We start from the raw sequence: 14,368 nt of genomic DNA, 5'->3' as shown, positions 1-14,368 counted from the left end.
ATATTGCAGACGAATAAAGATACCATAGATAGTAGTTCAAATGCTTAACAATTTCTATGACTCAGATTTCACTTGGAGCAATGCCAAAGAAACTGCAGATGTTGCTTTATATCGTAGTACAGGCAAATATCTCAGCGACATTGAAATTAAATTACTTCAAGGTTCATGGGAAGATAAAACCTATGATGATATGGCAATAATCTATGGCTATAGTGCTGAATATTTAAATAAAGATGTAGGGAATAAACTATGGCACAAGCTTTCTGAAGCTTTAGAGGAAAAAGTTACAAAAAGAAATTTTAAAGCAGCACTGAGGAGAGAATGGGAAAAACAAAGAGATTCATCTGCTATGGAGGAAAATCTAGAATTACAAGTATCTCCATCAGTGGCGCAGCTACCTTTCCCAGAAAGTTCTGTACCACCAGATTCTCATTTTTACGTTGAACGAAATAATGTTGAAAATCTCTGCTGTGAAACAATCATTAAACCCGGTTCTCTAATTCGGATTAAAGCACCCAAACTCATGGGTAAAACTTCTTTAATGAATAGAATTATTCCTTATGCAGTTGCTAAGAATTATCGAACTGTTTACTTAGATTTAAGTAGTGTTCAGCGAAAAATTTTAACTAATTTAGATCAATTCCTTCGCTGGTTTTGTTGTATGGCTGGTAGGCAGTTAAAGTTAGAAAATCAATTAAATGATTATTGGGATGGGGAGATTTTGGGCAGTAACGACAACTGCACAGTTTACTTTGAAGAATATTTACTAACTCAAATAGATTCTCCAGTTGTCTTAGAATTAGATAACGTAGATAAGATTTTTTCTTATACAGAAGTTACTGAAGACTTTTTTGGGATGCTAAGAAGTTGGCATGAAAAAGGAAAAATTTCTGCTATTTGGAAAAAACTGCGACTGCTATTAGCACACTCTACTGAAGTATATGTTCCCCTAGATATAAACCAATCACCATTTAATGCAGGCGTTCCAGTAGAATTAGTGGAGTTTGATAAACAGCAAGTCAAAAAATTAGTTTTTATACATAGGTTGAATTGGGATGAAATACAGGTAGAGCAGTTGATGGAACTGGTAGGAGGACATCCCTTTTTGATAAGGTTGGCAATGTATGAAGTAAGCTTGAGAAATTTAACTCTGAAACAATTATTACAAGAAGCTTCCACAGAAGCAGGTATTTATAGCAATCATTTGCGGGGATACTTGGAAGCACTACAAAAATGTCCAAAACTAGCTCAGGCTTTCAAAGTTGTAGTTAATTCACCTGAACAAGTGGAATTAGATTCAATTCAGATTTATAAATTACACAGTATGGGTTTAGTACAACGCCGGGATAATCATGTTGTACCTCGGTGTAATTTGTATCGAGAGTATTTTCAACGAGTTTTAGTTTGAACAGCTACAATTATTTTCCTTATTTTGATTAATGACCCACAACACATTCAATGCATACTTTTAGAAAAACTTATCCTACTGGAGAAGGAGGGAAGTCCTTTTAAATGATTAAAAAAAATCAGGTTCTTCAGGGGTGCATCCCAATTTTTATTTCGCAACTACAGAATAAAGGTTTAAGTCTCGCAGGATAGATTGTTTGACAATTAGTACTTTTACCCCAGTCAAAAAAGTTGGATGCTCCCGTTTTTCAGTATCTGTTATGTCACACTATTAGTTAAAAATCATACATTAGCTTGAGGGACAAAACCCAACATTTATCAGGTTTTTTTGGGTTGCGCTATAGCTTAACCCATCCTAACAAAAATGCTTAAATAAACCGTATTGAATTACATTGCTCTATGTCTCAATAATAAAGCAAATGCATGAAGATACCAATAGGGAAAAATCAGGTATTATCAATAAAAAATTAGGATAACGATATTGAATATTGGTAAAAATCAGGTTTTGTCTTCAAACTCAAATAATTTTGAGCAACAATACTATACTCATAACAAGGGTTAATCTTCTAAAATCATGACTAACTCACCATCACACTATGAATACCAAGTTGGTGGAAGTCTCTCTACTAATGCCTTAAGTTATGTCACTCGCAAAGCGGATTTAGAATTTTATGAAAATCTAAAAGCAGGTGAATTTTGCTATGTGCTTAACTCGCGACAGATGGGTAAATCTAGTTTGCGAGTACAAACGATGCAAAAATTGCAAGCAGAAGGTTTTATCTGTGCTTTTATTGATTTAACCGGAATTGGGAAGGAAGATGTAACGGCAGAAAAGTGGTATGCTGGCATTGTCCAATCTTTAGTTAGTAGTTGTCAGCTAGGAAAAAAAATCAATTGGCGAATCTGGTGGAAGGAAAGGCGAGATTTACTTTCACCAGTGCAGCGACTGAATTTATTTATTGATGAAGTACTGTTAGTAGAAATTCAGCAAAGAATTATTATTTTCGTGGATGAAATTGACCGAGTTTTGAGTCAAAGTTTTTCCCTTGATGATTTTTTTGCTTTAATTCGGTTTTTTTATAATAAACGAGTTGATAACCCGGCATATAAACGTCTGACTTTTGCACTTCTGGGAGTAGCAACTCCTAGCGATTTAATTGCAGATAAGACTCAAACACCATTTAATATTGGTAAGGCGATAGAATTATATGGATTTGAGCTTGATGAAGCGCAACCCTTAATAAAGGGATTAGAAGGGAAGGTAGATTATCCCCAAAATATTATTCAGGAAATATTAAATTGGACTAGAGGACAACCATTTTTAACACAAAAACTATGTCAAATCGTTACTAATTATTCTCACCAAGATTATAGTATTAATTCCAAATCTATATCGAAGGTAGTACAAAGCTCGATTATTGATAATTGGGAAGCACAAGATGAGCCAGAGCATTTAAAGACAATTCGAGATCGAATTCTCCGCAACGAACAAAAAGCCGGAAGATTATTAGTAATTTATCAAGAAATTTTGCATAAAGGAGAAATATTGGCAGATGGAAGTCTTGAACAAACAGATTTACGTTTGTCTGGTTTAGTAATAAAAAATCAAGGTAAATTAAAAGTTTTTAATTCGATTTACAGAAGTGTTTTTCATGAGAATTGGGTTGAAAAAGAATTAGGCAAGCTACGCCCCTATTCTCAAAATTTTAATGTTTGGGTAGCTTCTAATTATGAAGATGAATCTCGACTGCTGCAAGGAAAAGCTTTAGAAGATGCTTTATCCTGGGCAAACAATCAAAACTTAAGCCCTTTAGATTACCGATTTTTATCTGCTAGTCAAGAATTAGAGCAGCGTCAAACTCAACAGAGTTTAACTGTCAAAGAAGAAGAGAGTCAAATATTAGCAAAAGCCAATGATACTTTAACTCAGGCACAGAAGAAAGCGAAGAAAATTTTAGCGGTAGGCAGCATATTTTTTGTTATATCTTTAGTCGCAGCCTTATTTATAGGTATACAACTTGTCAAAGCAAGAAGAGAAAGAAGAGAAGCTAAGATTTCTTTTCGAAGTTCAGCTATAGAAAATAAACTTTATGAACAACCATTTGATGGGCTGATAGAAGGATTAAAAGTAGCAAAACAAATACAAGATTTGGCAAAGCTTATGCCAGTACAAGAAGAAGCAGAAAAACAGGTAAAAAAAACTTTAAGTCAAGCAATATCCCTTGTTAGAGAATGGAATCGTTTAGAAGTTAATAACGTTCAATTTAGAGATGTTAGTGTTAGTCCTCATGGTCAATTAATTGCTACTGGTGCTAGTGACAATATAGTGAGAATTTGGGATGGAAAAGGAAATTTAATTACAACACTTAAAGGTCATAGTGATAAGATTTGGAATGTTAGGTTTAGTCCAGATGGAAAAACTTTGGCTTCCAGTAGCTATGACGGTACAATTAAGCTGTGGAATGTTAAAGATGGTAAATTTAAGAAAACTATCCTTGCTCATAACAATACCTGGGTAAGAAGTATTAGTTATAGCCCTGATGGAAAACTGCTTGCTTCCTCTGATTCCAAGGGGTGGGTGAAATTGTGGAATGTTAAAGATGGTAAGTTATTACAAAAAATTCCAGCCAATCGCAAACCAGTTAATTGGGTTACTTATGTAAAATTTAGTCCAGATGGGAAAACTCTTGCTTCAACTAGTACAAATCATACAATAAAACTTTGGCTAGTTGAGGATGGCAAATTACTTAAAACCCTCAAAGGTCATTATGGTGGTGTTAGAAGTGTTGATTTTAGCCCAGATGGAAAAACTCTTGCCTCTGCTAGTCAAGATAGCACAGTGAAGCTGTGGGATCTGGAAACTGGAAAGCAGGTACAAAACTTTCTAGGACATCGTGGTACAGTTTGGAGCGTAAACTTTAGCCCTAATGGGAAAAAACTTGCTTCTTCTGGAAATGATGGAACTTTGAAACTGTGGAATTTGGATAATTTAGATACTCTACCACAAACTTTAAAAGGTCATACTGGTACTATTCGCAGTATTACTTTTAGTCCAGATGGGAAAAAACTTTTTTCTGTTGGCGATCACACTTTGAGAATATGGTCCCTTAAGGATATGGAACCACAAACTTTAGTTGGTAATGGTGGGGAAATTGCAGCAGTCAGTTTCAGTCCTGATGGTAAAATTCTCGCTTTTGCTGATACTGATAACAGCATTAAATTATGGGATACTAAAAGCCATAAATTACAAACAAATCTCAAAGGTCACAAAAAAAGGGTTTGGGATGTTAGTTTTAGTCCAGATGGTAAATTACTAGCTTCTGCAAGTTCTGACAAAACAGTGAAGTTATGGAACTTAGAAAATAGAACAGAAATATATAGCCGTCTGGGTCATACAAAAAAAGTTAATAGTGTTAGCTTTAGTCCAGATAGTAAACTATTAGCTTCTAGCAGTAATGACCATACGACAAAAATATGGCGTGTTGAAGATGGAGAATTGTTACAAACCCTTAAAGGTCATATTAATCTTGTTAAAGCTGTCAGTTTTAGTCCAAATGGTAAATTACTAGCTTCTGCTAGTACAGACAGTCGGATAATATTATGGAATATAGATAGTGGTAAAATATCCCAGATTTTTGATACTGGTATGGGTTACTTATTAAATGTAGCTTTTAGTCCAGATGGTAAATTAATTGCTGCTGGCGATCAACAAAGAATAATTAAAATGTGGCGTGTAAAAGATAGAAAAGAGTTGTACAGCCTTACAAATCACCGCAATGGGGTCAGAAGCATCAGTTTTAGTCCAAATAGTGAATTGCTGGCTTCTGGTAGCTTTGACAATACTATAAAACTGTGGAAAGTGAAAGATGGCCAACTGCTAACAACATTGGAAGGTCATCTAAATGGGGTTAATAAAATTAGTTTTAGCCCTAATGGAAAAACCATAGCTTCTGCAAGTAGAGATGGTACCGTCAAGCTATGGAAGTTAAATTTAGATTTAGATGATTTAATGAAATTAGGTTGTGGATGGTTGGAAGATTATTTGGCGATTCATCCTAAAGAAAAGGAATTGCAAAAAATATGTAATCAGCACAATACAATTAATTGATAAAGGATATAAGTTAAGTAGCTGGAAGTTCGTGTGAATATATTTTTAATATGATTAAGTGCTGTGTTTATTGCCCTGTATAACTTTTAGGGTTTATGGCAAGATATAACTTGTATTTCTAAAAGAGCCCTACCCAAAATATTTATATATATTACTCATTGCTCATTTAAAGACCTTTTCACTATACCGCGCAGGTGCGGTAAATGTGCTTTATCCACTATTGAGCGAAAATGTGAAATAGGGGCTTGAAATGATTTGAGGGTATGACTTGATTTGCTATCTCATGGTTATTTGAGGCACTACCAAGTTATTCATCCTACCCATGTAGGCTCAGTAAATCCAAGGTCATTGAGTACATAAATATATCCCCTAGAATCACCTTGTGTTTCTATTTGCTTCCATTGAAAATGATTTGGGTCAAAAGTAACCAAATAAGTGCCCATTTCTTGACGTTCCCAATCTTTAACCCAATCTGGTAGAGGGGTAGGCAAAGATCGACAAGTAAACTGATGTCTATGAAAAAACTCATAGATATGTCAAAAGAATCTACCTCAAAAATTATAGCAATTATTACTGACTGTATATTCTCAAGACATAAATAAGTTTATAAATCTGGCGTTGGTGAGTGCGTAATGCTTTTCATACAACTATCTACAAAAAATCAATATTTCAATAATTCGGATTAAAGCACCCAAACTCATGGCTAAAACTTCTTTGATGAATAGAATTATTTCTTATGTAGTTGATAATAATTATCGAACTGTTTACTTGGATTTAAGTAGTGTTCAGCGAAAAATTTTAACTAATTTAGATCAATTCCTTCATTGGTTTTGTTATATGTCTGCCAGGCAGGGTAAGCGCATCTCAAATCCTATGGTCTTCAATTTCGCTAAAAACTAATTCCATTTTTCTGTCAGGGAAATTGCATTAGTTATACTCAATTTTTTGAGCTTTTAATTCTTTGTTTTGCAGACTTAAAACCTGATGTCATAGCGAAGGAAGAGGGAAGAAGGAAGAAGGTTTTATGTTTGGAAAGAGCTTGTACTCCTCCCAAACCTTCTCCGTCCGCTCATGGACGGGGCTTGTATCCTTTCCTGTCGGTTCGTGGCGCTGCCGCGCGTCTTCCAAGGAAGATTTTTTTTTTGGAAAACGCGTTTCTTGACATCTTCCTTCTTCCTTCCGACGAAGTCGGTCATGAAGTTAACCCTGTCAGACAAGATAGATAATTTACTTATCAGCGTACTAATTAATGTCTCTAATACTTAAATGACTTGAATTATCTCTTGCTAACTAAAAATTTGAATAAATATCTGTAATTTTAGTTACAAATTTAGATGTGCTTACCCTGCTTCCTTACCAATTCCAGTTAAATCAATAAAAACACAGATAAAACCTTCTGCTTGCAACTTTTGCATAGTTTGTATTCGCAAGCTAGATTTACCCATTTGTTGTGAGTTAAGTATATAACAAAATTCACCAGCTTTTAAATTTTCATAGAATTCTAAATCTGCTTTACGGGCAACATCACTTGAAGCTTAAGCAGAGAGAATTCCGCCAATTTGATATTCATAATGTGATGGTGATTTAATCATAGCTAGAGGAAATAAATCATTATTTTTGAGTATAATATTTTGAATTTTAAATTATTTAAATAAAAAATAAATAACTGATTTTATCCTATTTTTTGATGTTTAGGAATACCTGATTTTTTCCTATGGTTTTTTTATTTCTCAAATCACACAATAATAAGCATAGTTTGAATTTATTTAGTGAAATACAACATATGATTTACTTTTTTATATTATCTAGCGGATACAAAATATTTCTCTTCAAACGTAATCAAAGAAAGAACACCAAATAATCTTAAGGATAAACATGAATTTCCAAAAAATAATTGCAGCACCTATTGCTCTCGGATTAATTATAGGTAATTTTCCTTTACTCGCTGCTGATACTAAAAATGTGAATATTTCCGCTTCTAACACATTTTCTCAAGTGGTAGAAGCACCTGAGAGTAAAGAAAATCCAGCTTCTAAACAACCCCAAGACGAAGAAAGCTCTACAGAAAATCAAACTTCTGAACAAACCCAAACCGAAGAAAGCTCTACAAAAAATCAAACTTCTGAACAAACCCAAACCGAAGAAACTTCTGATAATGAGACTACTGTAGAAGAACCTGCTGAAGAAATTGAAAAATCACAACCATCTGAGAAGTGTCTCAATGGTGGTGAACATATCAATATTGGAGGTATTATCTCAATCTCTAATTGTCATAAATTAAAAAATTCTGATTCCTTCACTCAACCTAATAGAAAACCTATCAGGAGACGTAGAAAAAAACCAGATTTAGTAATTAGAAAAGTTCGTTTCTCTAAAGCAAGAGCAAAAGTTATACGAGTGCTTGTATCCAATATTGGTAATGCTCCTGCAAAATCTAATATTCTAAAACTAACTATTAGAAGTATTAAAGGTAAAAATGTCAGACGTACAATTAAGGTAATTGCTCCTCGTTTAAAGAAAAAACAATCTAAATGGATTGTCATTCGAGCTAAAAAACTACTTCCGAAAAAGGTAAAAATTCAAAATACAAAGTTCCGATTATTTATTGATGCAGGTAAAGTTATTCGAGAGAAAAACGAAAAGAATAATATTTATTGGCATAAACATTAGTTGGATTACCACATTAACTCGGACATATAAGTAGGTCGGCGTTAAAAAACCAAATTATGTCATTGCGAGGGAACGTAATGAAACGTTCGCGGAGCGCGTCCTCAGCAACCGCAGGGGTTTTAGAATCGTTTAACTTTTGTTACGTAGTTACTTTTATTTGTGCCTACTTACTTATATGTAGTCGTAATTGGCATTTCTTGTGGAAGTACCTAGTTTTTTTTAATCACTAGAATATTTTAGACAGCCACTATTGATATTAATAATATTAGTTTTCATAACTGCACCCATTTGCGTATAGAATGTCAAAAAACTATGAGGCACAGAAATATTCATGAGTATCTTTGGAAGTCCCTTGCGCTCTAAAACACAGACATCTTGCCTTTCACAACGCTACGCTAACTGCCTTCTGCCTACGTCCTCTCTAGGGCGCTACACGCACACATAATGCGTACAAACTTTCACTTTCCAGTAAAATAATATACTAAGATCAATCAGACTAGGTAGATATAAATCTGTAATTAGCATTACAGTTTTTCAATATCTTATTGTTAACTAAACCTTGCCTTCTGAGAAAATGACTAATATCAAAAATTATAAATTCAAAATTTGTCACTGTATCGCTGGAACTGTACTATTCTCTTTAGCTCAATTTGTATTACTTGTTGCTGCACAAATCAACAGTTCAAATGGGATGGAAAAAACCCAATTAGAAAACTCTACTCCCAGATGTCAATTTACGCAACATTTTGACTCTATTGAATCTATAGATATTAGCCCAGATGGGAAAAGATTTATTAGTGCTAGTCGCGATAATACTATCAAGTTGTGGGATATTTCCACAGGTAAATTACTCCGTACATTTAAAGGTACGGGATATAGAGGTTCATTAAGTTTTAATGGTCAAACTCTAATTAGTGCTGGTTATGATAACACTATTAAATTATGGGATGTCTCAAAAGGAAAATTACTTCGTACATTAGCAGGACATTCCCAGTCAATTACTTCTCTGGCGGTCAGTCAGGATAGTAAAACACTTGTTAGCAGTAGTTCGGATAAAAATATTAAAGTATGGGATATTTATTCGGGGAAGTTACTACGCATACTTAGGGGACATTCTGAATCGGTTAATTCCGTTGCTATTAGTCAAGATGGCGAACATCTAATTAGTGGTAGTAGCGATAAAACTATCAAACTATGGCATATTCCTACAGGCAAATTACTCAATACATTGACACAACGTTCTAATATAGTTTCTGCCCTAGCCCTTAGTCCGGATGGTAAAACCATTTTTAGTGGTAGTGGTAGCACCATCAAAGTGTGGAATATAGCTACCGGAAAGTTACTTCGCACACTTAAGGGACATTCCCAGATGATAAAATCATTATCTGTCAGTTCGGATGGAGTAACCTTAGTTAGCGGTGCTTGGGACAGTACAGTTAAATTATGGAATATTAAAACAGGACAGTTAATACGCACATTTAGTAAACCTATTAAAAAATCAGTTTTATCAGATTCATTACCCAAAAACTCTCCGAGTGGTCTACTCATAAGTTATGGGGGTTCAGCTACTACAGCAGCTATTAGTCCAGATGGTAATACCATTATTAGTGGTAATAGCAATAATATTCAATTATGGAATGTAAAAACAGGGAAAATAATTCATACAATTAAAGGACATTATGATTGGTTCTCTTCTGTTGCTATCAGCCCAAACAATAAATTTTTGGTTAGTTTAAATTCTAACGATACTGTTAATATATGGGATAAATACACTGGAAATAAAATTCGCACATTCAAGGATAAGTGGATTCGTTCTATTGTTATTAGTCCAGATGGGAAGAAAATAGTTACTGGTGGTTGGGATGAAAAACCAATTAAGTTATGGGACATGCAAAGTGCACAGTTAATTCGTGCATTTAAAGATGGTGGTGTTAACTCTGTCGCTATTAGTCCAGATAGTACTGTTCTCATTAGTGCTAGCAATGAGACAATTAAATTACGAGACATTAATACTGGCAAATTGCTTCATAAATTAGAACATTCATTTCCTGTTTCAGCAATTGCAGTTAGCAAAAATGGCAATCGTTTGTTAAGTCTTAGTAGTGGAGATGAAATTATCTTGTGGGATATGCAGACTGGAAAGTTGATCCGTACCTTGAAAAAGGAAACGGTATACGAGTATGCAAATAATTCTAAAGATGTAACTCCGGTTACTTCCATTGCTATTAGTCCAGATGGCAGTACTGTTGTTAGTGGTTATTTAGATGGTACGATAATACTTCAGGATGCTAGCACTGGAGAGAATATTCGCACACTTAAAAATCAAACTCCTGGAGTTTATAGTATTACTATTAGCCCAGATGGAAAGACACTTGTAAGTGGTAGCTATTATGACAATAATATTAAATTCTGGAATATTAGCACTGGAAAATTAATTCGTACTTTGGAAGGTCATCTCTACAATATTTCCTCCCTAGCGATCAGTTCTAATGGCAAAACATTAGTCAGTGGTAGCTATGATAACACAATGAAAATGTGGGATATGACTAGGGGAAAGTTGCTTCATACCTTTTGTAAATCGAAGTAAGAGACTTCAAATTAAGGTAGTCCTAAACACGTAATGATACAATGTCTGAAACACACTCGGGCAAACAAATAGCATCCCTAATTCCACGTTTGTGCTCTTACGTGCACACATAACACCCAACACAAAAAATCTTAATCAAACCAAATTTCCATTTTTTATCATTACTCAAAATCTGCGTATTGAGGAGGACTAACCCCAAGTCTTTTAGTGATTCTGGGGTACTTACCCGATTTAGCCTTATCTGCAATATTCGTTACATCAATTTGGTGCCACCAATCATCACCAAAATCGAACCAGTAACCAAAAGCTTCATCCATAGATAAGCCTAAGGAAGCAATTGAGGTACTAGACACGTCCCCTGCAGGCGCTTCTCTAAAACCACAACTTGAGAATGCTTGTTTTAAGCAGTACCGTCTAGCATTTGGATCTTGCGGCCCACGACCTCCCACTTGAAATTCATACATGTGTTCATCGGTACGATCAAATGCTTTGAAAATAATTTTATGCAAATCCTCCAAAGTATTACTGCCTTTTATCTCAATGGTTCGAGACACCACTGGATTTTCAGCAATAAATTCTTCTGTTACTGGACCGTCAATTAAAAACACATCTAGTACATACAGCGCATTGGGAGAAGAGTTAACTGCTTTATTGAGTTGTTCGGGTGATGTTTCCGATTCGTCAATGTCCTTCGATTCGCCATTGCCCGGAATGTAAGGAATAAAACCCTGTGCATATGCCACTTCCTGAATTTCTCGGGGAGCAGACCTTGCATCTATAATAAATCCATCAATAGAAATCATCCAAGCCATGGGGTTCTTGTCTAACTTACTGGGCAAACACCAGTTAGGATCCATTTGACGGATGTTCAGGATATCTCGTACCTGTTTTGATTTCGACTGCCCAGTACTAGAACTCACGCCAAACCATTTGTAGATTTCCTTGGCGCTAATATGGGGGTCTTGTGAAGAGTCAAAAAGAAAATTGACCATGCCAATTGCATGGGTAATTCCACAAGCCCAAGTTTTCTCCCTACCTTTTACCAGTGGAGATGGTCTTTTCCGACACAGGGCTGCTGCTGCAAAGCGAATTATCTGGGCATATTCATCATTCAAGTGTTGTTTGGCAAAATCATCCGTTATCGCCACAATGCCATTGAACTTTTCTTGCATTGCCTTAGGAACATTTTCTGATTTCTTAGTTTTAGCCATACTTAAATACTTTGCCGATTCTCACCCATATCTGATCAGCTACAGTTTTTTTCAAAGTAAGAATAAATTAAAAGTTTACCACCAAAAGCCCATACCCAATCATATATTAATAAGTATTAATGCTTTGGATATATAGAAATAGTCTCAGGGGATAATAATGTTCTTGTTTAATCAATAGAAAATTGAGCAAGTAAAAATTATGACTTCACAACCTGAATCAGAAATTCTGCTTCTACGAGAAAAAGGTTTAACTCCCAAAGAAATAGCTCGTAAGTTAAGTCTAAAACCATTCCAAGTAAATGCAATACTAAAATCTAGTGCCACACAAACAGCTACAACCAAAGCAGAAAGTGGAGAATTAGCCGCAATTACCCATTATAAAAATGATATGGGAGAAGCTAAACAATCCAACAAGCTAGATTCTAATTTTAGTAAATTCCAATTCGTCACAAGCCCTGAAGAATTTAAAAAGTTAAGTCCCAAAAAAAGAGAAATACAGAAAAAAGAAGTTATTGCTTCTTTAGGATCTGACTGGGAAATGACTAGTTATAAAACTCTTTTACAGGAAGCAATAGATTTGACAATCTTATATGAAAGAGCTCAATATTCAAAAGATCTATATTTACAACTACTAGAAGAAGAAACTACATACCCAGATTTCAAACCAACCATAATAGTTGACCTTGGAACTGTCTATCATTCTCTGAGAAAAACATTTGGCACTCAAATAATGTTGCCAATCATCGAGAATATCCTTATCTCACCTAAACAATTATTAGCTTATTCTGTTTGTGGCGATTTTCAAGTTTTAATTTCTTTGTCTCCAAACACGATCGATAAACTTATTGAATTCACTCAAGACTACCAAGGTAATGAAATTATTAATCTCAAGGTCGAGTTTCAAGAAACTAAACCTTTAACTGTCAATTTCTACTATTTTATCCCGCAAAAGATGATTCCACTTCGACTTATTTCTATGGAAAAAGGAGACCCTCGTTATTTTTATCAACGAGACTTTGGCAACAATACTTTCTAAATCACACTCTTTTTAGCTTGATATTAAATACTTGCGTCTACACCTTTTATAAATACTTATTTAGAAAAATATTGGTTTTAAAACAAATTAGTTCCCCAATATCTATCTAAATAGTTCGGGAGTAGCCTGGGAAATTTAAGCAGAGCAATTAAATATGACTGTTCTATCCTTTAATATACCTTTTTCAAAATAAGACTATTGGGAATTAATACAGCTTCCGTCGCTTCTATAGACATTTATTGAAGGGTAAACCACACAACTTAAATCATAAGTTTTCATCAAATGGAGTAGACGCAACATAATTGGGTTATTTTAAATAATACTATTTACCAGGGGTAGACGCACTTTTTATAGACGCAACAAAACAGACGTATTCAGATCCATTAAAACAGCGTCTTACGTCGTTATCAAATGATGTTTGGTTTATTCTCTCTTTAGAGAGATGTTTGCAGAAAATTATTTAAGCAGCTACTGCCATGCATTCATAGATGTAATTAGTTTGCTCAGCAGTAAATTGTCCAACCATATGGTCAAACAATTCTCTGTCTGTGAGATCTAAATCTCTCGCTGCTATTCCTACTGTTTCTGGGTCAGTCCAGTATTCGGCGATCGTTTCAATCCAAGGAGTGAGTTTATTGTCGAGTACAGATTGTGGGATAATTTTGGTTTCTTGCTCTTGTACCAACCTTTGTTCTTCCAAGACTTTGGCTGCTTCCATCTCTTCAGAAAGTTTCTTGTTCCTCAATTCCAAATCTCTAGCTTCCCACTGCTGGAAGATTTCTTCTCTGCCGTCGTCAAGGGGAATTGCAAAACCATTACAATCCATCACGGGCTTACCATCAATCTTCACACAGTCAGCTACTGGCGCACCGTAGATGTACACGCGCTTATTCTTTCTACCATCACCTTTTCTTTTTAGGCGAGGCATTTTTAAACCAAGTCGTTGTAAAATTCCTTGTACCAATTGGATCGGCGCTTCACATCTCTTAAAGTCTAACCCTATAGTTGCCAATGTCCATTGGTTCTGTTTGGCAAAGTTGAATATTTCTAAAATCGTGGGATGATTCTCATGGAATATTTGACCTGGTTCCCAAAGCTTCTTAATTCCTAGGGCATCCAAAGCTACAATCATGGAGACAATTGCTTTCTTATTAAAATCTGGTAAAAAATAATTACCATCTCCGTGTTTAATAGCTGTTTCCAATATTCTCAAATCTCTTTCTTGCAAGAATTGGCGACCTTCATCAAAATAGAAATGCAGCATTAGACCTGTCCGGAATATTAACTTGGTGCCAAAAAAATGGTAGAACGGAGTTTTCACCGTCTACCAAAATGAAAAATCCACTTCA

The 14,368-nt window shown here is 34.9% G+C and carries 9 protein-coding genes; 6 read left to right on the top strand and 3 right to left on the bottom strand.

The annotated features are described in order from the left end of the window. Positions 1-40 precede the first annotated feature (40 nt). Entirely contained in the window at positions 41-1,408 is a 1,368-nt protein-coding gene (locus BC008_RS45240) for an AAA-like domain-containing protein (RefSeq protein ID WP_027843540.1), read from the top strand. A gap of 573 nt (positions 1,409-1,981) precedes the next feature. Beyond that, positions 1,982-5,515 carry a WD40 domain-containing protein gene (locus BC008_RS45235; RefSeq protein ID WP_058183235.1) on the top strand — a complete coding sequence of 1,178 codons (3,534 nt, stop codon included), beginning with the start codon at positions 1,982-1,984 and terminating at the stop codon, positions 5,513-5,515. Between the two features lie 311 nt (positions 5,516-5,826). Here BC008_RS45235 and BC008_RS45230 read toward each other — a convergent pair whose 3' ends face one another. Next, the gene (locus tag BC008_RS45230) at positions 5,827-6,006 is read right to left on the bottom strand and encodes a hypothetical protein (RefSeq protein ID WP_058183238.1); all 180 of its coding nucleotides are present in this window, start codon (positions 6,004-6,006) and stop codon (positions 5,827-5,829) included. A 169-nt stretch (positions 6,007-6,175) separates the two neighbouring features. On the opposite strand from BC008_RS45230, the gene BC008_RS47300 reads away from it, so the two are divergent. From BC008_RS47300 to BC008_RS45220, 3 genes are all read left to right on the top strand, one after another. Continuing rightward, positions 6,176-6,415 (top strand): AAA-like domain-containing protein, encoded by a 240-nt coding sequence (locus tag BC008_RS47300; RefSeq protein WP_321170114.1) that lies wholly within the window; start codon positions 6,176-6,178, stop codon positions 6,413-6,415. 975 nt (positions 6,416-7,390) lie between these two features. After that, a complete protein-coding gene (locus tag BC008_RS45225) occupies positions 7,391-8,185 on the top strand; it encodes a CARDB domain-containing protein (RefSeq protein ID WP_058183240.1) in 795 nt (264 codons plus the stop codon). Positions 8,186-8,759: 574 nt separating this feature from the next. Further along, positions 8,760-10,772 (top strand): WD40 repeat domain-containing protein, encoded by a 2,013-nt coding sequence (locus tag BC008_RS45220; protein WP_058183242.1) that lies wholly within the window; start codon positions 8,760-8,762, stop codon positions 10,770-10,772. A 161-nt stretch (positions 10,773-10,933) separates the two neighbouring features. On the opposite strand, the gene BC008_RS45215 is transcribed toward BC008_RS45220, so the two are convergent. Continuing rightward, positions 10,934-11,983, bottom strand: coding sequence for a DUF6398 domain-containing protein (locus BC008_RS45215; protein ID WP_027845806.1), 1,050 nt, complete (start codon positions 11,981-11,983; stop codon positions 10,934-10,936). A gap of 199 nt (positions 11,984-12,182) precedes the next feature. Here BC008_RS45215 and BC008_RS45210 point away from each other — a divergent pair, with 199 nt between their 5' ends. Beyond that, entirely contained in the window at positions 12,183-13,019 is an 837-nt protein-coding gene (locus BC008_RS45210; RefSeq protein WP_027845805.1) for a hypothetical protein, read from the top strand. Between the two features lie 460 nt (positions 13,020-13,479). On the opposite strand, the gene BC008_RS45205 is transcribed toward BC008_RS45210, so the two are convergent. Further along, the gene (locus BC008_RS45205; RefSeq protein ID WP_036267578.1) at positions 13,480-14,283 is read right to left on the bottom strand and encodes a hypothetical protein; all 804 of its coding nucleotides are present in this window, start codon (positions 14,281-14,283) and stop codon (positions 13,480-13,482) included. Positions 14,284-14,368: the final 85 nt, after the last annotated feature.

Origin of the sequence: Mastigocoleus testarum BC008, assembly GCF_001456025.1 — a bacterium.
GTDB lineage: Bacteria > Cyanobacteriota > Cyanobacteriia > Cyanobacteriales > Nostocaceae > Mastigocoleus > Mastigocoleus testarum.
The sequence above is the reverse complement of the archived record's forward strand: the minus strand, read 5'-3'. Positions and strand labels throughout refer to the sequence as shown.

Coding starts and splice junctions, on each gene's coding strand:
- BC008_RS45205 (WP_036267578.1), bottom strand. CDS start 14,283: ATGCTGCATTTCTATTTTGATGAAGGTCGCCAATTCTTGCAAGAAAGA.
- BC008_RS45220 (WP_058183242.1), top strand. CDS start 8,760: ATGACTAATATCAAAAATTATAAATTCAAAATTTGTCACTGTATCGCT.
- BC008_RS45225 (WP_058183240.1), top strand. CDS start 7,391: ATGAATTTCCAAAAAATAATTGCAGCACCTATTGCTCTCGGATTAATT.
- BC008_RS45240 (WP_027843540.1), top strand. CDS start 41: ATGCTTAACAATTTCTATGACTCAGATTTCACTTGGAGCAATGCCAAA.
- BC008_RS45210 (WP_027845805.1), top strand. CDS start 12,183: ATGACTTCACAACCTGAATCAGAAATTCTGCTTCTACGAGAAAAAGGT.
- BC008_RS45215 (WP_027845806.1), bottom strand. CDS start 11,983: ATGGCTAAAACTAAGAAATCAGAAAATGTTCCTAAGGCAATGCAAGAA.
- BC008_RS45235 (WP_058183235.1), top strand. CDS start 1,982: ATGACTAACTCACCATCACACTATGAATACCAAGTTGGTGGAAGTCTC.